General features: G+C 68.7%; 22 protein-coding genes and 1 tRNA gene. 15 read left to right on the forward strand and 8 right to left on the reverse strand.

The window, feature by feature from the left end:
- Positions 1 to 127 (forward strand): MspA family porin (locus FCG67_RS13660; RefSeq protein WP_211243213.1); only part of this gene is annotated, 127 nt, incomplete at its 5' end.
- Between the two features lie 145 nt (positions 128 to 272).
- On the opposite strand, the gene mscL is transcribed toward FCG67_RS13660, so the two are convergent.
- The 4 genes from mscL to FCG67_RS13680 form a co-directional block, all read right to left on the reverse strand.
- Positions 273 to 665 carry a large conductance mechanosensitive channel protein MscL gene (gene mscL / locus FCG67_RS13665; RefSeq protein ID WP_136910326.1) on the reverse strand — a complete coding sequence of 131 codons (393 nt, stop codon included), beginning with the start codon at positions 663 to 665 and terminating at the stop codon, positions 273 to 275.
- Positions 666 to 761: 96 nt separating this feature from the next.
- Entirely contained in the window at positions 762 to 1,451 is a 690-nt protein-coding gene (locus tag FCG67_RS13670; RefSeq protein WP_136910327.1) for an SAF domain-containing protein, read from the reverse strand.
- 88 nt (positions 1,452 to 1,539) lie between these two features.
- Positions 1,540 to 1,842: an FmdB family zinc ribbon protein gene (locus FCG67_RS13675; RefSeq protein WP_097212236.1), complete on the reverse strand. Its 303-nt coding sequence runs from the start codon at positions 1,840 to 1,842 to the stop codon at positions 1,540 to 1,542.
- An 88-nt stretch (positions 1,843 to 1,930) separates the two neighbouring features.
- Complete coding sequence (locus FCG67_RS13680) at positions 1,931 to 2,524, reverse strand: 5-formyltetrahydrofolate cyclo-ligase (protein ID WP_246045063.1); 594 nt, start codon at positions 2,522 to 2,524, stop codon at positions 1,931 to 1,933.
- 87 nt (positions 2,525 to 2,611) lie between these two features.
- Between FCG67_RS13680 and FCG67_RS13685 the strand changes: the two genes are divergently transcribed.
- The 8 genes from FCG67_RS13685 to FCG67_RS13720 all read left to right on the forward strand — a co-directional run bounded on the left by FCG67_RS13685 (position 2,612) and on the right by FCG67_RS13720 (position 9,832).
- Complete coding sequence (locus FCG67_RS13685) at positions 2,612 to 3,532, forward strand: UTP--glucose-1-phosphate uridylyltransferase (protein ID WP_136910329.1); 921 nt, start codon at positions 2,612 to 2,614, stop codon at positions 3,530 to 3,532.
- Positions 3,533 to 3,555: 23 nt separating this feature from the next.
- Positions 3,556 to 4,815, forward strand: coding sequence for a molybdotransferase-like divisome protein Glp (gene glp / locus FCG67_RS13690; RefSeq protein WP_077042639.1), 1,260 nt, complete (start codon positions 3,556 to 3,558; stop codon positions 4,813 to 4,815).
- Positions 4,816 to 4,830: 15 nt separating this feature from the next.
- Positions 4,831 to 5,475, forward strand: a complete 645-nt coding sequence (locus FCG67_RS13695; protein WP_077043866.1) for a GNAT family N-acetyltransferase — start codon at positions 4,831 to 4,833, stop codon at positions 5,473 to 5,475.
- Positions 5,476 to 5,661: 186 nt separating this feature from the next.
- Positions 5,662 to 6,411: a divisome protein SepX/GlpR gene (sepX, locus tag FCG67_RS13700; RefSeq protein ID WP_136910330.1), complete on the forward strand. Its 750-nt coding sequence runs from the start codon at positions 5,662 to 5,664 to the stop codon at positions 6,409 to 6,411.
- Positions 6,412 to 6,421: 10 nt separating this feature from the next.
- Positions 6,422 to 7,123: a phosphoglycerate mutase family protein gene (locus tag FCG67_RS13705; protein WP_136910331.1), complete on the forward strand. Its 702-nt coding sequence runs from the start codon at positions 6,422 to 6,424 to the stop codon at positions 7,121 to 7,123.
- 122 nt (positions 7,124 to 7,245) lie between these two features.
- Positions 7,246 to 7,321: transfer RNA gene (locus FCG67_RS13710), tRNA-Ala, on the forward strand.
- A 64-nt stretch (positions 7,322 to 7,385) separates the two neighbouring features.
- Positions 7,386 to 8,198, forward strand: coding sequence for a CPBP family intramembrane glutamic endopeptidase (locus tag FCG67_RS13715; RefSeq protein WP_136910332.1), 813 nt, complete (start codon positions 7,386 to 7,388; stop codon positions 8,196 to 8,198).
- Positions 8,199 to 8,401: 203 nt separating this feature from the next.
- Positions 8,402 to 9,832, forward strand: a complete 1,431-nt coding sequence (locus FCG67_RS13720) for an Ig-like domain-containing protein (protein ID WP_136910333.1) — start codon at positions 8,402 to 8,404, stop codon at positions 9,830 to 9,832.
- 110 nt (positions 9,833 to 9,942) lie between these two features.
- Here FCG67_RS13720 and FCG67_RS13725 read toward each other — a convergent pair whose 3' ends face one another.
- Complete coding sequence (locus tag FCG67_RS13725) at positions 9,943 to 11,358, reverse strand: aldehyde dehydrogenase family protein (protein ID WP_136910334.1); 1,416 nt, start codon at positions 11,356 to 11,358, stop codon at positions 9,943 to 9,945.
- A 348-nt stretch (positions 11,359 to 11,706) separates the two neighbouring features.
- On the opposite strand from FCG67_RS13725, the gene FCG67_RS24990 reads away from it, so the two are divergent.
- From FCG67_RS24990 to FCG67_RS13740, 4 genes are all read left to right on the forward strand, one after another.
- A complete protein-coding gene (locus FCG67_RS24990) occupies positions 11,707 to 11,850 on the forward strand; it encodes a hypothetical protein (protein ID WP_169310522.1) in 144 nt (47 codons plus the stop codon).
- A gap of 280 nt (positions 11,851 to 12,130) precedes the next feature.
- Positions 12,131 to 13,528 carry an Ig-like domain-containing protein gene (locus FCG67_RS13730; RefSeq protein WP_136910335.1) on the forward strand — a complete coding sequence of 466 codons (1,398 nt, stop codon included), beginning with the start codon at positions 12,131 to 12,133 and terminating at the stop codon, positions 13,526 to 13,528.
- A 102-nt stretch (positions 13,529 to 13,630) separates the two neighbouring features.
- Positions 13,631 to 14,464: an SDR family oxidoreductase gene (locus FCG67_RS13735; protein ID WP_169310524.1), complete on the forward strand. Its 834-nt coding sequence runs from the start codon at positions 13,631 to 13,633 to the stop codon at positions 14,462 to 14,464.
- Positions 14,465 to 14,730: 266 nt separating this feature from the next.
- A complete protein-coding gene (locus FCG67_RS13740) occupies positions 14,731 to 15,180 on the forward strand; it encodes a hypothetical protein (protein ID WP_136910337.1) in 450 nt (149 codons plus the stop codon).
- A gap of 92 nt (positions 15,181 to 15,272) precedes the next feature.
- Here the strand turns inward: FCG67_RS13740 and FCG67_RS13745 are convergent, their stop codons facing one another.
- Positions 15,273 to 15,956 carry an ABC transporter ATP-binding protein gene (locus FCG67_RS13745; RefSeq protein ID WP_136910338.1) on the reverse strand — a complete coding sequence of 228 codons (684 nt, stop codon included), beginning with the start codon at positions 15,954 to 15,956 and terminating at the stop codon, positions 15,273 to 15,275.
- 50 nt (positions 15,957 to 16,006) lie between these two features.
- Positions 16,007 to 17,074 (reverse strand): ABC transporter permease, encoded by a 1,068-nt coding sequence (locus FCG67_RS13750; RefSeq protein ID WP_136910339.1) that lies wholly within the window; start codon positions 17,072 to 17,074, stop codon positions 16,007 to 16,009.
- A gap of 128 nt (positions 17,075 to 17,202) precedes the next feature.
- Between FCG67_RS13750 and FCG67_RS13755 the strand changes: the two genes are divergently transcribed.
- Both FCG67_RS13755 and FCG67_RS13760 read left to right on the forward strand, forming a co-directional pair.
- Positions 17,203 to 18,417 carry a sensor histidine kinase gene (locus FCG67_RS13755; protein WP_136910340.1) on the forward strand — a complete coding sequence of 405 codons (1,215 nt, stop codon included), beginning with the start codon at positions 17,203 to 17,205 and terminating at the stop codon, positions 18,415 to 18,417.
- A complete protein-coding gene (locus FCG67_RS13760; protein ID WP_169310525.1) occupies positions 18,414 to 19,046 on the forward strand; it encodes a response regulator in 633 nt (210 codons plus the stop codon). The genes FCG67_RS13755 and FCG67_RS13760 overlap by 4 nt, the downstream gene beginning before the upstream one ends.
- Positions 19,047 to 19,069: 23 nt before the next feature.
- On the opposite strand, the gene soxR is transcribed toward FCG67_RS13760, so the two are convergent.
- Positions 19,070 to 19,534 carry a redox-sensitive transcriptional activator SoxR gene (gene soxR / locus FCG67_RS13765; protein WP_027501142.1) on the reverse strand — a complete coding sequence of 155 codons (465 nt, stop codon included), beginning with the start codon at positions 19,532 to 19,534 and terminating at the stop codon, positions 19,070 to 19,072.
- Positions 19,535 to 19,599 lie beyond the last annotated feature (65 nt).

Consider the following 19,599-nt stretch of genomic DNA (forward strand, 5'->3'; position numbering starts at 1 on the left):
CTCCACCATGGGCGTCGAGGGCTGCGCCGGCTACGCGCAGGCCCGCTCCTACGTCAACGTCACCGTCGACACCGAGAACGTCAAGGGCACCGTCACCCTCTGGGGCCAGCCCTTCAGCATCGGCTGATCTGACGCCGCTAGCGACTGCTTGCAGGTCGCTCGAAACTACGCCGCTAGCGACTGCTTGCAGGTCGCTCGAAACTACACTGACCTGATCCGAAAACGCTGGGCCCGTATCGAATTCGGTACGGGCCCAGCGTGTGTCCGCCTCCTCAGCCCCGATGTCTGGCGGTGTCGCTGCCCAGCAGGTCGCGGATCTCGGTGAGCAACTCGATGTCCGTTGCCTCCTTCTCCTCCTGCTTCATGTGCCGCTCCTTGGTGTGGTTGTAGGGCACGATGAGGATGAAGTACACGACGGCCGCGATGATGATGAAGTTGATCGCCGCGGTGATCACGGCGCCGATGTTCACGAACGTCTCCGGGCTGTCGGTGATCTGGAAGCCGAAGCCCATCTCGTTCGAGCCGCCGAGGGCGGCGATCAGGGGTTCGACGACATTGCCGGTGAATGCGGTGACGATGGCGGTGAAGGCCGCACCGATGATCACCGCGACGGCCAGGTCGAGCACGTTTCCCTTGAGCAGGAAGTCTTTGAAGCCCTTCAACATGAGTTGGGTCTCCGTTCCGTCGGCTGGTGATGCTCTCGGACATGCAAATGCTATGGACACCGGAGGTGGCGGGGCAACCAGACGTCCGTCCGGGAGTCAGTGGAATGTGACCGTCAGTGCGGTCGACAGCGAGGCCGCGGCGACCGTCGTCGCCTCGCCCGCAGGCAGCGCGAGCATCACAACGCGCTCGCGTGCACCACGGCCGGAATCATTGGGGGACACCAGGATCACCGTCGCGGCGGAGGCCAGCACCCGGGCGTCGGGCGCGGGCCCCTCGGTGTCGGGGTTCACGGTCAGCACGTCCACCCGGTCACCCTCGCGCAACAGGTCGGTCACTTCGGGGTCGGCGAGTCGGATCGGCACCACGCGGGCGTCGGTCGAGTTGGTGGCCGCGTTGGCCAGACGCGGACCGAGCATGCGCAGGTCGGTCAGGGTCTCGCCCGCCCTGGCGGGGCCGGTCAGGGTGTGGCCAACGGCGTCCTCGATGCCGCGCAGGGCGCCCGTGGGCACCGTCGCGGCACCCAACTGCACGAGCCGCACGTCGTCGGCGCCGAGGACGAGGCCGGGCGTCAGGTCGCGTGCGGCCGCGACGACGTCCACCCGATCGTCTGACGGGTCGCCGCGCAGCAGCAGGATCACGGCGGTCAGCGCGAGAGCGGCGGCGAGCACCCGGCGGGCGGCGGCGACGCGGGCCGATCCCGGCCGGGTCAGCCGGGAGAGTCGGTCGGCCCAGGTCGGGTCGAGCCGTTCGGCACGACGGCTGCCGGGGATCGGTGCGCGGTCCATGGGGCCACGCTAGGGGCCGCGGGCGGCCGCCAGAGCCGCCGCACAGCGCGCCTGTGGAGGGATCAGGCGGCTGTGGAGAACCCAGGGGCTAGGTCGCAGACGAGGTCGCGCCCGCGCTCGCGGTGGACGTCGACGTGCTGGTCGACGGGCTGCTCGCGGGGGTCGAGGACGCCGACGAATCGGACTTGGCGGGCTCGCTGGCGGTGCCGCCGCTACCCCGGCTGTCCGTGCGGTAGAAGCCGCTGCCCTTGAAGACGATGCCGACGGAGTTGAACAGCTTGCGCAGCTTGCCGGAGCACTCGGAGCACACGGTCAGGGTGTCGTCGGTGAAGGACTGGACGATGTCGAACCGGTTGCTGCATTCGGTGCAGGCATACGAGTAGGTGGGCACTGAAGGATCCTCCGCACGGGGTACTCAGGCCTGTGTGGTGATACGGCAGGCGTTAGCACTTTACAGTCAGGAGTGCCAACGCCGGTAATCAGCTTCCTATTCCCAGTGCACGAAGCCCGCCGACCGGGGTGAGGACCCAGCCGACCCGGATGTCGTGTGACTCGTCGGGCAGCTCGCCGACCACCTCGTCGTCGCGGACCACCGCGATCAGGCGGGCCGCCGGATCGGCGAGGTCGAGGGTTCGGTCGTAGAAGCCCGCGCCCCGACCGAGACGGACCCCCCGTTCGTCGACCGCGAGCGCCGGGATCAGGATCGCCGTCGCCTCCGAGATCGCCGAGGGCGGTAGGTGCGGCTGCCCGGGTTCGCGCAGGCCGAACGGTGCGCTGACCAGGGCCTCGGTGCCGTGATACTCCGCCCAGTGCAGCGGGCCGGGTTCCCTGGCCACGGGCAGCAGGATCCGTCCGACCCGAGGCCGGAGTGCGTCGAGGAGTGCCGTCGACCCCGGTTCGAGCCCGACCGGCACATATGCGCAGACCGTGGCATCGGGTCCGAGCGTGTCGCCGAGCGCCGAGGCCGCCGCGGCGAGGGCGCGGTCTTCCGTCTCCCTGGTCACGGCGTCGCGTGAACGACGCGCGGCGAGCACCCTGGTCCGCCACTGCGCTTTCGTCGTCACCTCGGTCACCGATGCCACCCCGTTCCCCTGAGCCGCGTTCCCATCGTGCTCACCCTAGAATCCGGTGGGCACGGACGAGATGGATAGGGTGTGCTCATGACACAGGCCGGCACCAACAAGAACAGGCACTTCCGCACGGCGGTGGTGCCCGCGGCGGGTCTGGGCACCAGGTTCCTGCCCGCGACCAAGACGGTGCCGAAGGAATTGCTGCCGGTGGTGGACACGCCGGGCATCGAGCTCGTTGCCGGTGAGGCCGCCGATTCCGGCGCCAGCCGGCTGGTGATCGTCACCTCGGAGGGCAAGGACGGGGTCGTCGCGCACTTCGTCGAGGACCTGGTGCTCGAGAGCAAGCTCGAGGCCAGCGGCAAGTCGCATCTGCTCGAGAAGGTCCGAAAGGCGCAGGGCCTGCTCGAGGTGGAGTCGGTGATCCAGGAGGAGCCGCTCGGGCTCGGTCACGCCGTCGGGTGCGTGGAGTGTGTGCTCGATGACGACGAGGACGCGATCGCGGTCCTGTTGCCCGATGACCTGGTGATGCCGCGTGGGGTGCTCGAGACGATGGTCCGGGTCCGGGAGAAGCGCGGCGGCAGCGTGCTGTGTGCGATCGATGTGCCCAAGGATCAGGTCAGTGCGTACGGCGTCTTCGATGTCGAGGAGGTGCCGGACGCGACGAATCCGGACGTCCTCAAGGTCGTCGGGATGGTGGAGAAGCCGAAGCCGGAGGACGCGCCGTCGACGTTCGCGGCGGCGGGCCGGTACCTGTTGGATCGGGCGATCTTCGATGCGTTGCGCCGGATCACCCCGGGTCAGGGTGGCGAGTTGCAGTTGACCGATGCGATCGCGTTGCTGATCTCGGAGGGTCATCCGGTGCACGTGGTGGTGCACCGTGGGTCGAGACACGACCTCGGAAATCCCGGAGGCTACCTGCGGGCTGCGGTTGACTTTGCCCTGGACAGTGAAGAATACGGTCCTTCGCTGCGCGACTGGCTCACTCAGAGACTGCAGCAGACGGGACATTAGTGGGGTCGGGAGGCAGTGACTACATGCGCTCGGTTGAGGAGCAGCAGACGAGAGTGACGGCTGCCGCGGTCGCACCCCGGCCGGTCCGGGTGGCGATCTCGGAGGCTCAGGGTCTGTTGTGTGCCGAAGAGGTGGTCACCGAGCGCCCGCTGCCGGGATTCGATCAGGCCGCGATCGACGGCTACGCCGTGCGTAGCGTCGATGTCGCCGGTGCAGGCGGGGAGAACCGGGGCGAGGACGACGAGCCCGTCGAGGTGACGCTGCCCGTGGTGGGCGAGGTCGCCGCCGGTTCGCGCCAACCGATCCGACTGCAGCCGCGTCAGGCGGTGCGCGTGGACACCGGCGCGCCGCTGCCGACCCTCGCCGACGCGGTCCTGCCGCTCGACCGCACCGATGGCGGCCTGAATCGCGTGAAGGTGCTCTGGCCGGTCCGTTCCGGTGACTACGTCCGGCGCATCGGCGACGATGTGCAGCCCGGCGACGTCGCGGTGCGCGCGGGCACCATCATCGGCGCGGCCCAGGTCGGTCTGCTCGCCGCGGTGGGGCGCGACAAGGTGCTGGTGCATCCCCGACCGCGGCTGTCGGTGATCTCCGTCGGCGGCGAGCTGGTCGACATCGACCGCACCCCCGGCCCCGGTCAGGTCTATGACGTGAACTCGTACGCGCTCGCCGCGGCCGCGCGCGACGCAGGCGCCGACGTGAACCGGGTGGGCATCGCAGGCACCGATCCCCGTCGGCTGCGCGAGGTGGTCGAGGGTCAGCTGATCCGTTCGGAGATCGTGGTCATCGCCGGGGCGGTCGGCGGCGGGGCCTCCGATCAGGTCCGCGAGGCGCTACGCGACCTCGGCGACCTCGAGGTGGAGCGGGTGGCGATGCACCCGGGTTCGGTGCAGGGATTCGGTCAGCTCGGTCGCGACGAGGTGCCGACGTTCCTGTTGCCGTCCAACCCGGTCAGTGCGCTGGTCGTGTTCGAGGTGATGGTCCGGCCGCTGATCCGGATCGCACTCGGCCGCAGGCAGCCGATGCGCAGGGTGGTCACCGCGCGCACGGTGGCGCCGATCACCTCGATCGAGAACCGCAAGGGCTTCCTGCGTGGGCAGCTGATGCGCGACGAGTCGACGGGGGAGTACCTGGTGCAGGCGCTCGGCGGGGCGCCAGGCGCGTCCTCGCACCTCCTGGCGACGCTGGCGGAGGCGAACTGCCTCGTCCTGGTCGCTCCGGAGGTCACCGAGGTCCGGACCGGCGACGAGGTCGACGTGGCCTTCCTTGCGCAGCGAGGCTGAGGGTTGGGAACATCGCTGCGTAAGTACTCGATTCACCCGGGTTGGCCGGCGCATCTGGGTCCGCTGACGGTGGGTGCCGGACGGGTGACGTTGCGCCCGATCCGGCTGCGCGACGCCGCGGCCTGGAGCCGTATCCGAATTCGCGACCAGGAGCATCTCGAACCGTGGGAGCCGACCGGTGAGGGCCCGTGGGAGGACCGTCATCACATCGGGAACTGGCCCGGGCTGTGCGCCTCGCTGCGCTCGGAGGCGCGCAAGGGCCGGATGGTGCCGCTGGTCATCGAACTCGACGGAAAGTTCTGTGGGCAGCTGACGATCGGAAACGTCGTGCGCGGGGCGCTGCGGTCCGCGTGGATCGGCTACTGGGTGACCAGGGAGGTGGGTGGCCAGGGGGTGGCCACCGCCGCGGTGGCGCTCGGGCTCGACCACAGCTTCGGCGCCCTCGGGTTGCATCGGGTCGAGGCCACCGTTCGACCGGAGAACCTGGCGAGTCAGGCGGTACTGCGCAACGTCGGGTTCCGCGAGGAGGGACTGTTGCGTCGGTACCTGGACGTGGACGGTGCGTGGCGCGATCATCTGCTGGTGGCGATGACGATCGAGGAGGTCGAGGGCACCGTCAGCGACCGGTTGGTCCGGGCGGGCAAGGCCGCCTGGGGGTGACCCCGTGACCCGGGCGGATCCGCTTGGTGACGGGTAGTGCAAAACACCACTGGAGCGAGTGACTATTGTGACAGTTGGGAAAGTTGAGTCGGCGCGTCTGCGGGGAACTGCGCGCCGTGGCAATTAGCCTGAATGGGCTGATTGAGTCATATGTGCTGGTAGACGACTGGGAGGGAGGTCGCCGGTATGCCGAACTCGATCCTGTGGATCGCCTTGGTCGGGATGTGGCTGTTCGTCCTGCTGCCCATGCAGGTGAAACGTCGCCCCCGAATCCGTCAGACCACCGATGCAGCACTGGCGACCCGTGTGCTCGACCGCGACCAGCTCGCGCGTCAGCAGCACCGCGGACCCGCCTCAGGACACCGCAGCGACCCGAACTGGCGCCGCGAACCCACTCGCCCCAGGTATGCGGAGGACCGCATGGACACCCAGGTAGAAGTCGACGAGTTGGACGACGAGCGGGCCGCGGCTCGTGAGTACGTCCCGCAGCGCCGCGGTCGCGGCGGGTTCGACCCCGAGGCCGATGCCCTCGCGCGGGCCGCTCGGTACGGCTTCCGGCAGCGTGCCGTCCTCGGTCTGATCCTGCTGACGATCATGTCGGCGGCGCTCGCGCTCATCCTGTCGCCGTTGCTGTGGTGGGTTGCCGCGGCCGCCTTTGTCGGCCTCGGCGGGTACCTGGCCTACATGCGCAGGCAGGTCCAGTTCGAGCAGGAGATCCGTCGTCGCCGGATGGCGCGTCTGAGCCGCTCCAGGCTCGGGGTGGAGTCCCGCGAGGACGACGAGCTGCGGTTGATCCCGTCCCGGCTGCGCCGGCCAGGAGCGGTGGTGCTCGAAGTGGACGACGAGGACCCGGTGTTCGAGCACCTCGAGCACTACGACGTCCGGTTCGAGGAAGAGGCGGCTCCTCAGGAGATGCGCCGGGTCGTCGGTCAGTAGCCTGACACGGATGGTGGACGGAGCCGGGCCGGAGCGGATCGTGCTGCTCCGGCACGGCGAGTCCGAGGCGAACATCGATCCGGGGATCTACGAGCGGGTGCCCGACTACCGGATCCCGTTGACCGCGCGCGGCGTGGAGCAGTCCAGGGTCGCGGGGGAGCGACTGCGCGAACAGTTCGACGGGCAGAAGGTCTGCGTGTACGTCTCGCCGTACCTGCGGGCCTACCAGACCCTCGAGGCGCTCGGCATCGACGATCTGATCGAGCGCCGGATCGAGGAACCGCGTCTGCGCGAGCAGGACTGGGCGAACTATCAGGACCCGGACGAGATCGCCCGGCAGACCGGGCTGCGCAACACCTACGGGCACTTCTTCTACCGGTTCAACGAGGGCGAGTCGGGCGCCGACGTCTTCGATCGGGTGAGCACCTTCATGGAGACGTTGTACCGGCACCGCGCCAAGCCCGGGTTCCCGCCGAACACTCTCGTGGTGACGCACGGGCTGACCATGCGGCTGTTCTGCATGCGCTGGTTCCACTGGTCGGTCGAGTACTTCGAGTCGCTGAACAATCCGGGCAACGCCGAGACCCGGACGCTGGTGCGGCAGACCGACGGCCGGTTCGCACTGGAGCATCCGTTCGATCAATGGCGAGCCGTCCCGGAGGGGCAGACCATCCTGGACACCACTCGGGCGGGCGTCGCCTGCCCCGAGTGACCCGCGTTCACCGGGGTCGGAAATGTCGTCGTCGCGAGGTGAATCCCCTCCGGACCGGGCGATTTTTTCTGTGGCGGGCCGGGCTGCTACAGTTGCCGAGCGTTCCTACGGGAGCGTGGTTAGGGGCTGTGGCGCAGTTGGTAGCGCGCTTCGTTCGCATCGAAGAGGTCAGGGGTTCGATTCCCCTCAGCTCCACCAGTCGAAAGGCGCTTCTCCTTCGGGAGGAGCGCCTTTTGCGTTGACGGGGCCTTAACCTTGTGCGGTGAACGGACCTGAACATGAGGCTGCCCCTCGCATTACCGGGCGGCATCTTTCCTACCTTGCTTTCGCCGTTGTCGTCATCGTGTACCTGGCGATCATCCAGTTCGGCGGCCGCCTCATCGCGGGTTGGGGCGACGAGGGCGACACCCTGACCACCCGCGGGGTCGTCTTCACGATGGTGATCCCACTCGGGCTCGCCCTGGCGTTCACGTACGGGGTCATAGCGGCTCTGGGATGGTGGCGGCCGGCAATCAAGGACGACCGCCCGGTCAACCGCTGGGTATGGGTCGTGCCCATCATTCTGCTCGCCTCCATCCTGCTGGGCATCGACTACAGCGCCCTCTCGGAGAAGGGTTGGCTGTTCATCATTGCCCTCCTCGTCGCCACCCAGTTCGTCGGATGGGGCGAGGAAGGAATGTTCCGTGGCATCGGTGTGACCATGCTGCGTAATCACGGCCTCGGGGAGGGCCGGGTTGCCCTGTGGTCCAGCCTCATCTTCGGCGCTGTCCACCTGTCGAACGTCTTCGGACATGGCGCTTCCGCGATCCCTCAGGCGATCATGGTCAGCCTCGCCGGGTACTTCTTCTATCTCACTCGCCGGGTCTCGGGCAGTAACGCGCTCAACTCCGTATTGCACGGACTCTTCGACTTTGCACTGCTCAGCGGTTCCGCCATCCTGCTGGACCAGCACGGCTACATCGGGTCGTTCGCTCCCATCCTCGCCTACCCGATCCTGGCCATCATTCTGTTGGTGAAACGGCGTGACATCGAACCGTCCCGCCGCACCGACGACGCGGTGGCACCCCGCGCGTAGACGCTCGGGTCGACAGGCTGTCGGACAGCTGTCCATGTCATTCACGAAAGAGACATTCGGCGCACGCCGGATGTGATCTACTTCATCTCGCCTCAGCGGCCCGGGACGTCATCGCGGTGCGACGGAGGGCGCTGGTCATTACAAAATCTGGACGGCCTGGACGTCTTTCTGTGTCCGCGGTCTGCCGCATAGAGGGGAAATGTATGTCTGACAAGAGCATTCGTCGCGTGGTTGGCGGGGCCGGCGTGCTGGCTTTGTCGGCCGGGTTCGCGGCAACGGTGGGCGCTGGTGTCGCGGGCGCGGCGCCTGCGAGCGTGACGTGGGACGACGGTAGCGAGCGGATCACCCGCACGATCAGCGACACCACCCCCGCCGAAGGCGACATCATCACCTCGACCACCCAGTTCGACCGGACCGGCGGCGTCGTCGAGTACATCTACGAGGTCAAGGACGTCCACCCGGCCTGCCTGACGTACGTGGACGGTTCGGCGAAGGTGGACGGCTCGCCGCGCGGCCTGGACAGCCAGGGTGCGGACTTCGCGAAGGTCAAGGGCAGCAGCATCGAGTGGCCGCTGTACCCGCACATCAGCCCCAACCTGCGGACGTTCGAGTTCTCCTACAAGGTCGGCGCGAACTGTGACCGCAACGTCCCGCTGATGACGACGGTGCACTACGGCGGCTCGCTCGGTTCCGGCACCTACCAGGACAAGGGCCCCACGGTCTCGGTGCGGATCAACACCTCCACGACCGCTCTGGCCACCCCGGCCAACGTGCAGGTCGGCCAGTCGGTTCCGCTGAAGGCGACCGTGACCGGTGGCGCCGAGGGCAATCCTGTCGAGTTCTTCGACGGAGCGGTGAAGATCGGCCAGGCCGCGCTGAACGGTGCAGGCGAGGCGACGTTCAACTGGACGCCCGCCACCCGGGGCGCGCACGGCCTGTCCGCGAAGTTCCTGGCGACCCCGCGGGCCGAGGGCTCGCAGTCGCCGGTGCAGACCGTGCAGGTCTCGCAGGCCGATGCGGTGTCCTCGACCGTGCTCGCCCCGATCTCGGGCGCTGAGGTCGGTCGGTCCACCGTGCTGAAGGCGACAGTCTCGCCGACGGGTGCAGGCGGCACAGTGGCGTTCAAGGACGGCGCTGCGACGCTGGCCGACGTGCCGGTCGATGCCAACGGTGTGGCCACCTACACGTGGGTGCCGTCCACCGCGGGCAGCCACTCGATCGCCGCGACGTTCTCCGGGCGCTCCGGCGTCACGGGGTCGACGGCCAACGCGACGGTGACCGTGGCGGAGGCGCCTGCGGGCAACACCAACTCGACCACGGTGCTCACCCTGGTTGGCGCACCCAAGGTCGGCGCGGCGCAGACGATCTCGGCGCAGGTCACTCCCGGTGATGCGGGTGGCACGGTCACGTTCAAGGACGGCGACATCGTCATCGGCACCGCGCCGGTGAACGCGGGCGGCCAGGCCAGCCTCTCGTGGACTCCCGCGAACGAGGGTCAGCGCATCATCACCGCCGAGTACTCCGGTGCGGGCACTGTGAACGCGTCCGCCGACCAGGAATCCGTCGTCGTGACGGGCACCGGCGGTGGCACCCCCGGTGGCGCAGGCAGCCTCGGATCGATCTTCGGATCCTAATCGGGTTCCGCCGGGTTGTACCGGCGGAGCGAGCTGAACACCCGGTGTGACCCCCGACGATTCGTCGTCGGGGGCCACACCCGTGTGTGGAGCCCCGTCGGCGTCGCCCTTCAGGCCCTGAGCATCCTGCGCATCGTCTTGATCGTCCGGTCGGTGTAGGGCGGGTAGAAGAACCGGGGATCGGGTTTGAACGGCTTGAGCAGCACAGCCTTTCGGTGGCTGAGGGTTTCGAACCCCCACCTGCCGTGGTATCGCCCCATGCCGCTGGTTCCGACGCCGCCGAACGGGAGCTGGGGCACCACTTCCTGGAGGGTGAGGTGATTGACCACCGCTCCGCCCGAGCTGACCTCGGACAGCAACCGGCGGCGAGTCTGCGCCGACCTCGTGAAGACATAGGCGGCAAGGGGTTTCGGCCGCGCGTTGACGAAGGCGGTCGCCTCGTCCAATGAGTCGACGGCGAGCACCGGCAGGATCGGGCCGAAGATTTCCTCCCGCATGACCGGCTCCTCGGGTCCCGGTTCCACCAGCACGGTGGGCTCGACCGTCAGAGTGGCCCGATCGGTACCGCCGCCGCATACGACCGCAGCCTCGGTGTTTGCGAGATACCCGGCCAACCGGTCGAACTGGCGCTCGTTGATGATGCGCATGCCTCGCGCAGCTTCGCCCGAACGGAACTCGTTGAGGCTGTCGACTATTCGATCGACCAACTCGTCCCTGACGGCGCGCTCGACCAGCACGTAGTCCGCCGCGATGCAGGACTGGCCCGAGATGAACACCTTCGTCCAGGCGATCCGGCGGGCGGTGACCGCGAGGTCCGCGTCCCGCATGACGATCGCCGGGTTCCTGCCGCCGAGTTCGAGGGTCACCGGCGTCAGGTGCGGCGCGGCCCCGGCCAGGATCTTCCGGCCGATCTCCGTGCCGCCGGTGAAGAACACGTGGTCGCAACCCTGGGCGAGCAGGGCCTGGGTGGTGCGCCCGTCGCCCTCGACCACGGCCACGGCATCGGCGTCGAGGTACTCGGGGAGCAGCCGGGCCAGCAGGCGCGACGTTGCTGGGACGAGCTCCGACGGTTTGACGACGGCGCAGTTTCCCGCCGACACGGCACCGACCAACGGTCCGAGGGTTACCGTCAGCGGAACGTTCCAGGACCCGATGACGAGCACCACCCCGAGTGGCTCGTACTGCACCCATCCCAGCGCGGGCATCTGGTTGAGCGGCAGCGGCCGCGGCCGGGGGCGCATCCACCGGCGCACCCGTTTGCGGGCGTAGGCGGCCTCGCTCTTGGCGGTGAGGATGTCGGACATCCAGGACTCGAAGGCGTCGCGCCCGAGATCCTTGGCGAGGGCCTGTGCGATCTCCCCCTCGCGCTCGTCCAGCAATCGCTCGATGCCACGCAGCTGCTCGATGCGCCACGCCGCGGGCCTGGTACGGCCCGAGGCGTAGGTCGCGCGCAGGGCCGCGACCACCTCGGGAATCGGGACGGGTGAATCGGTGGCGTGGGGTGCTGCGTGCAGATCGCTCTTCATGGCTTCCTCTTCCTTGGGTGCGAAGAAGGCCGGACTCGCCACATCGGTCGATCTGGAGCACGGGCGAGACGGCAGAAACCGCGGTCGAGGCGGGTGCGGACTGCGCGGGAGCCGGTGGTCCCCACACTGGTCAGAGGGTGCCCGCCCGAGCCGTGGCGCGGTTCGTACGTATGCGACTTCGCGAATGTCCTCGCGACCCTTCCATCGGGGCGCGAGGCCCCCGAATACATGTGAACAACACTCGTCGCGCGTGGCGTGAGCGTCAAGGCTCGTGATCGCGCATCGCGCCGGATTCAGCACTGGCCTCGAGTCGTCGAGCCGGGCACACTTGGTGATATGGATCACAGGATGACCGACAACGAATTGCGCAAGGCGATCAGGACGTTGCGGGATCGCGCGGACGAGGCTCGCCGCCATGGGGATCCGGAAGATGCCGACAGCATCGAGAAGACGATCCGGGACTACCAGGACGAGATGTCCACCAGGCTGTGACGCCTGTGACGGGCGGGACGCGCGTGTCGTAGCTGCGCGGATGCGTCCCGTTCGAGCGCCCGTTCGCGGCCGCTCGGCGCCGTGCACGACCGGGTCGCGATGACTTGCACAACCGTCCACTTTCTTATGCCAAAACGATCTCGGGCGTGGGACCGGCGTGGTCTACTTCTGCTCGATTCTGTGCACGCCGACGGCTCCGCTGCGGGTGAGTCGGATTCCGTGACGACACAACAGGGCAACCCCAACATGTGTGGGCGCCCTCGTCTTTGGGAGGAAATGCATGTCGGTGAGTTCTGTGCGCCGCACCATCGCGATGGGAGGCGCTTTCGCGGTCACCGCCGGGTTCGCGGTGACGCTGGGTGCGGGTGGCGCGAGCGCCGCGCCCGCGACGATCACATGGGCGGACGGGGGTAAGAACTTCACCCGCACGATCAGCAACGTCGCACCGGCCGAGGGTGAGGTGGTCACGGTGTCCACCACGATCGCCGGGACCGACACCGTCAACTGGTTCGAGGATCATCGCAACACCTGTATCACCTACAAGAAGGACTCGGCGAAGGTTGCCGGCATCCCGGTCGCCTTGCAGAGTCAGGGTGCAGGCCTGCTCCGGGTCTCGGGCAACTGGGATGCGTCCACCTCGCCGACCTTTGAGTTCCAGTACGTCATCGGGGCCAACTGTCCTCGTGAGGTGGCTCTGAACACCGGGATCAAGTATGGCGCCGTCGCGTCCTCGGGCGAGAACCTCAACCTCGGTCCCGCGTACGTGGTGTCCAAGAACGTCAGCACCACCGTGCTCAACCCGGCCGGGCCGCTCAAGGCAGGCGTCGAGTCGACGCTGACCGCGAAGACGCTCGGTGGGCGCGCGGGCGACCTCGTGAAGTTCTTCTCCGGCACGAACGAGATCGGGTCGGTTGCCCTCGACGCCACCGGCACCGCGGCGTTCAAGTGGAAGCCGTCCGCCAACCAGGCCGGCCCGCATGACCTGTCCGCGAAATTCCTGGCCACGCCGTTTGCCACCGAGTCGGTTTCGGCTGTGCAGTCCGTCACTGTGGACCCGGGCGATCAGACCACGCAGACCACGCTGATCATGCCGGCCGCTGCGCTGATCAATGTCGACGTGATCATCGAGGCGCAGGTCTCGCCGTTCCCGGGAGCCGGCACGGTGACCTTCAAGAACGGCATGACCGAGCTGGGGACCGCCCCGGTCGGTGCCGATGGCAAGGCCAGTGTGGTCAAGAACTTCACGGTGCCCGGCAACAAGGCGATCACCGCGGTGTTCTCCGGTGCCCCCGGGTTTGCCGGCTCCACCTCCACTGCCCAGACCCTGAGCATCACGGATCCGGGTGCGACGGACGTCGCGACCACGATCACGCTCGACCTGCCGGAGATCGTGCAGAAGGGTCGCTACGTGTTCCTGAGGGCGAACGTCGCTCCGAAGGCGGTTGGCGGCACCCTCCAGTTCTTCAGTGGCGCCGAGCCGCTCGGCAACCCGGTCAATGTCACCGACGGACTGGCTAGCCAGAGCTACATGTTCACCGTCAGCGGCGTCCGCGACGTCCGCGCGGTGTACTCCGGTGCGCCGGGCTACCTCGGTTCGGAGGCGTCCACGACGATCACCGTCCAGGACGAGCCCGTTCCCGGTGGGGGCGGCAGCTCGCTCCCGACCTTCGGTTCCTGATCGCTGACAGCTGACGGCGCCCCGCCCCGGATCTCCCGGGGCGGGGCGCCGTTGTCGTTAGACTCCGCGTGAGCGACCGGGACGACGTGAGGGAAGGCCATCGTGAAGGACCTGCGGGGGAAGAAGTGCCTGATCACCGGGGCTGGTAGCGGGATCGGCCGGGCGACGGCCCTGGCCTCCGCGGCGGAGGGAGCCGAGCTGTTCCTCACCGACATCAACGCGGTCGGCCTGGCCGAGACGGTGACCATGGCAGGAAGCGCGGTGACCACCTCGAAGGCGCTGGACGTGTCCGACTACGACGCCGTCACCGCGTGGGCGACGGAGATCGACGGTGCGCACGGCGCCATGGATGTGGTGATGAACGTCGCGGGCATCTCCGCCTGGGGCACCGTGGAGAACCTCGAACACCGGCACTGGAAGTCGATGGTCGACGTCAACCTGATGGGGCCCATCCACATCATCGAGAACTTCGTGCCGCCGATGGTGCGCGCCGGCCGCGGCGGGCACCTGGTCAACGTCTCCTCTGCTGCAGGCCTGCTCGCATTGCCGTGGCACGCCGCCTACAGCGCAAGCAAGTTCGGCCTCCGTGGCGTTTCCGAGGTCCTGCGCTTCGATCTCAAGCGGCACGGCATCGGCGTCAGCCTCGTGGTGCCGGGGGGAGTGAAGACCCCGCTGGTCGGAACCGTACAGATCGCCGGGGTGGACCGCGATGATCCGCGGATTCGAAAGCTGGTGCACCGCTTCGAGAAGCGTGCGGTCTCGCCGGAGAGGGTCGCGGAGTGCATCGTCCGCGGCATCAAGAAGAACCGCTATCTGGTCTACACCTCGAACGACATCCGGTTCGGCTACTGGTGGGCACGCAAGTTCGCCCCGCCGTACGAGTTCGTGATGCAGAAGGCCAACGACCAGTTCAGCAAGCTCCTGCCGCCGGTCTGAGGGTGGGTGGCGGTGACCCTTGGGTGCCTATCCGGGGCATCGGTGGTGCCGGAGGCTGGGTATAGCAGCCAAGCGGCTCGCCGAAACCCCAGGAGGCCCCCATTATCCGCACCATCTCTTCCCGCAATGTCATCGCCGCACTCGCCGTGGCCGGGTTCTCGCTCGCCGGTATCGCCACCCTGTCGGCGTGCGGTGACAGCACAGTCGGCACGCCCGTACCGGGCCAGGGACAGAGTGTGCCGCGGCAGGTGGAGCGGGAGAATGTGGTGAATCGCGATGGGGAGCAGCCCGGCCCGGTCGATCCCGGTCCCCGGGATGGCGGTGCCGGGAACCCGGGTTCGTACAGCGCTGATCCGGGCCCCGTGGTCGCTCCGCAGGCCGCTCTGCCTGCCCCGGCTCCGGCTCCGGTCGCGCATCCCGTGCAGCATCCGGTGGTCGAGCCGCCGGTTGTCGTGCCGCCGGTTGTCGATCCGCCGCGCCCGCCCAAGGGCCCGTTCGAGGGTCCGGGCCAGGTCGGCGATACGGATGTTCTCGATCCCGGCCAGGCCGAGCCCCCGGCCGACCCGAAGGGGCCCTTCGAGGGACCCGGCCACGTCGGCGATTCCGATGTTCTCGATCCGGGCCAGGCCGCGCCGCCTGCCGACCCGAACGGGCCCCTCCCCGGTGGTCCCGGTGCACCGGACGTCGGCCCCGGTGCACCGGACGTCGGTCCCTGAGATCCGACGGTCCATGTCGACGCGCTTCGGCGCAGCGAGTGTGCCCCCGCTTTCGGCGGGGGCACACTCGCGTGCAGGTGCCCCGAGGGCAGCTAGACAGGCACTGTCGCCGTCGACAGGGTCCCGCTGTGCATCTCGTAGACGCCGTCGACCAGGTCGAGCTGGCTGAGGTCGTGGGTGACCATCACGGTCGCCACGTTGCGTTCGTGGCTGAGCGAGGCCAGCAATGCGACGATCTCGCGGCTGCGGTCCTCGTCCAGCGCCGAGGTCGGCTCGTCGACGAGCAACACCGACGGGTCGTTCATCAGGCTGCGCGCGATCGCGACCCGCTGCCGTTGTCCGCCGGAGAGCTGGTGCGGTCGCCTGTCCAGCTGCTTCTCGAGCCCCAACGTGGACAGCAGGTCCCTGGCCCTGGCGCGCTGGCCACGAACGCTGCCGCCGCCGAGATGGGTGATCATCAGCAGCTGCTCCGTTGCGGTCAGCGAGGCCATCAGGTTGGCCTGCTGGAAGACGAATCCGAGTTGCTGACGGCGCACGGTGGTGCGGGCCGTTCGGCCCAGGCCGGTGACGTCGGTGCCGTCGATGGTGACGGTGCCCGAATCGGGGGTGATCAGCAAGCCCGCAACGGCGAGCAGGCTGGATTTGCCCGAGCCGGACGGCCCGGTGATCGCGGCGAGTTGGCCGCGCTCGACCGTGAGGGACACATCGTCGAGGGCGCGCAGCCGGGTGTCGCCGTCGGGGTAGGTGAGGACCGTGTTCTTCAGTGTGATGCTCATGGATGCTCCTGGAGGCGTGGGGTTTACGTGTGCCTGCGGTGCGGTCGGCGTTACCTGGCCGCGCCGAGCGCGGTCAGCGGGTCGACCTTGACGATGCGGGTCAGGGCCGCCGCGGCGCCGAGCATGCCCAGCGCGATCAGCGCGAAGAACGGTACGAGCGTGCCGGTTACCGTGAGGGTGAACGGGACCGCGCTCGCGGCCACCGAGCCGAGCCCGATCGCGGCGAGGGTGCCGAGGCCCGCGCCGAGGGTGAGCACGATCAGCCCCTGGCCGAGTGCGTCGACGAGCAGGTATCGGGTGGAGGCGCCGACGGCCTTGAGGACCGCCAGGTCCTGGCCGCGCTGGATCGTCCAGATGGTGAAGAAGGCGCCGACGACCAACGCGCTGATCGCCAGCAGCATGCCCTGCATCAGCAGCAGCGAGCCGCGCTCGGAGGAGTATGCGCCGATGGCGTTGAGGGCGCCCTTCTCGTCGGTGATGGCGGTACCGGTGAGGGATTCGGCGGCCGCCGCGTCGAAGTCGGAGGAGGTGCGCAGTGCGATCGTCGTGCCCTCGCTGTCACCCGCGGTCGGCAGCTGGCGCCAGTCCGCGAGGTCGAGCCACACCACCGACTGGTGGCTGTAGTACGAGTCGTCGACGAGCGTGCCGATCGTGAACGGGTGTCCGGCGATGTCGACGGTGGTGCCGACGGCCCAGCCGTTGTCGTCCGCGAGCTGCCGGTCGACCGCGATCTCGCCGGCGTGCACCTGGGCGGGCGCGGCGAAGGAGTCGCCCGCGACGCCGAAGCCGCTGGCGCTGACATCGCGACCGTCGGCGGTGATCCGGAGGGGCGCGATGCCGAGGATCGAGGCCTCGTCCACGCCGGGGGTGGAGGCTAGCTGTGCCCGCTGGGCCTCGGTGACCTGGGAATCGGTGAACGCGACCTGCTGACCCTCGGCGGGCGCGCCGAACGCGAACCGGTCGGCGCCCACGTGCTGGATCGCCGCGATCGACTGGTTCCCGAGCCCGGCGGTGAGTCCGGAGAGCATCACGACCATCAGCGAGATGAGGAAGAGGACCGCGCTCATCAGAGCGAAGCGGCCCTTGGCGAATCGGAGGTCACGAATACTGAGGAACATGGCTTCCAGCCTCGCGAATGAGGGTCCGGTCCGGCATCGCGCAACGGATGGGTACCCGGATCAATCGAAAGTTGGACATCGCCGATCGCGGCCGGTCAGAGCCCCGGGGTGGTGTTAGCGTGGATGAAATGCTGTTGCCCGAATACCGCCACGCCCGCGGCACGACACCGGTGCTGCGCATCATGCAGTTCGGCGCGCACGGATTGTTCCTCGTCCTGCTGGCCGTCGGGACCGCGAGGGCGGCCGTCGACGAGCCGAATCCGCTGCCCGCATTCGTGCTGGCCGCGGCGGTGCTGGCCTGGTATCTGCTCGGGGTGTGGTTCGCCCGCCGCGCCGCCGAGACAACGGGCCGCGACTGGTACGGCCCGCTCTGGCTGGGGGTCCTGGTGCTCGGCTGGCTCGGGCTGTCCGTGCTCGGCGCCGGCTTCGTGTGGGTGGCATTCCCGCTGTTCTTCCTGTGCTTCCACCTGCTCTCGACCAGGGTTGCGCTGGCTGCGACGGTCGCGATCACCGCTGTCGTCATCGCCGCCACGCTCTGGCACGGCACCAGCAACACCGTCGCGTCCTTCCTCGGTCCGATCTTCGGTGCGACCGCCGCCGCGGGGATGGCGCTGATCTACCAGCAGTTGCTGCGTGACACCCAGCAGCGTCAGCGACTGCTGGACGAGTTGACCCGATCCCACGACGAATTGCTCAGCGCGCAGGGCGAATTGAATGCGCTGCAACGCGAGGCGGGCGCGGTGGCCGAGCGCGCGCGGCTGGCGCGGGACATCCATGACACCCTCGCGCAGGGCTTCTCGTCGATCGTGCTGCTGGCGCGCGCAGGTGAGCGCGGCGATGACCCGAAGGCGGTCCTCGCGCAGATCGCGGAGACCGCCCAGGACAACCTCGGCGAGGCTCGCCGGGTGGTCGGGGCGCTGACGCCGTCGGCGCTCGAGGACGCCTCGCTGGAGTCCGCGCTCGGCCGCCAGTTGATGCAGCTGGGCACGCACACCGGGATCGTCGGCCTGCTGCATGTCGAGGGGGATCCGCTGCCGCTGCCGATGGACTTCGATGTGGCGTTGCTGCGGGTGGCGCAGAGCGCGCTGGCCAATGTCCGGCTGCATTCGCGGGCCGAGAACGTCCGGGTGACACTGGGCTACGACCAGGACGAGGTGCGTCTCGACGTCGTGGACGACGGGGTGGGGTTCGATCCCGCTTCCGTGGTCGATCCGGCCTCGTTCGGCCTGCGCGCGATGCGCGACCGGCTCGAGACGCTGGGCGGCTCGTTGGTCGTCGAATCGGCGCCGGGCGACGGAACCGCCCTGGCGGCAACCCTTCCCGTCTCGGGGGCACAGTCGTGACCGGCCCGCGGCTGCGGCTGCTGCTGGTCGACGATCATCCGGTGGTCCGGGCGGGCTTGCGGGCCCTGCTGTCCTCGCACGAGGGCCTGGACGTGGTGGCGGAGGCGGCCTCGGGCGAGCAGGCGCTCGAACTGGTCGAGACGACCCGACCTGACGTGGTGCTGATGGACCTGCGACTCGGCGCGGGCATGGACGGCGCGCAGTCCACCGAGGCGATCATGGCCCGACCCGATCCGCCGCGGGTGGTGGTGCTCACCACCTATGACACCGACGCCGACATCCTGCGCGCTGTCGAGGCCGGTGCGGCCGGGTACCTGCTCAAGGACAGCGATCCGCAGGTGCTGCTGGACGCGGTGTGGGCCGCGTCCAGGGGCGAGACGGTACTCAACCCGGATGTGGCGCAACGGTTGTACCGGCGGATCCGTGAGCCCCGGGTCGACCTGAGCGCCCGCGAGACGGAGATCGTCCGGCTGGTGGCAGACGGGCTGTCGAACCGGGCCATCGCCAAGCAGCTGTTCGTCACCGAGGCGACCGTGAAGTCGCATCTGGTGCATGTGTTCTCGAAGCTCGGCGTGGACAGCAGGACGGCCGCAGTTGCCGCGGCGCGCGAGCGCGGCCTGCTGCGCTGAGGCCGTGCGACGAGCCCGGGTGATCAGCGGCGGAGTCGAACGTCCAGTACCCGGGCGCCTGGGCCCGCGGTGGCGAGCCGGTCGTGCGGGTTGGCGAGCGCGCAGCTGTTCATGGACAGGCATCCGCAGCCGATGCAGCCGGTGAGGTTGTCCCGGAGTCGGGTCAACTGCTCGATGCGCCGGTCCAGGTCGGCGTGCCAGCTCGTCGAGAGCCGTTCCCAGTCGGCCCGGGTCGGGGTCCGTCCCTCGGGCAGGGTGTCGAGCGCCTCCCGGATCTCCGCGAGCGGGATGCCGACCTGCTGGGAGATCCGGATGAAGGCCACCCGGCGCAGGGTGTCTCGTGCATAGCGGCGCTGGTTCCCGCTGGTCCGGCGGCTCTCGATGAGCCCCTCGCGCTCGTAGAAGTGCAACGCGGACACCGCCACCCCGCTGCGCTCCGACAGCTGCCCCGGCGTGAGTTCCTTGGCCTTCCAGTCCGGCATCTCCACCGGCGCCTCCCCTCGTCGACCTCGACCTTAGTTGAGGGAATCGGGTCGGCCTGTGAATCGAAGCC

Origin of the sequence: Rhodococcus oryzae, assembly GCF_005049235.1 — a bacterium.
Classification (GTDB): Bacteria; Actinomycetota; Actinomycetes; order Mycobacteriales; family Mycobacteriaceae; genus Rhodococcus_G; species Rhodococcus_G oryzae.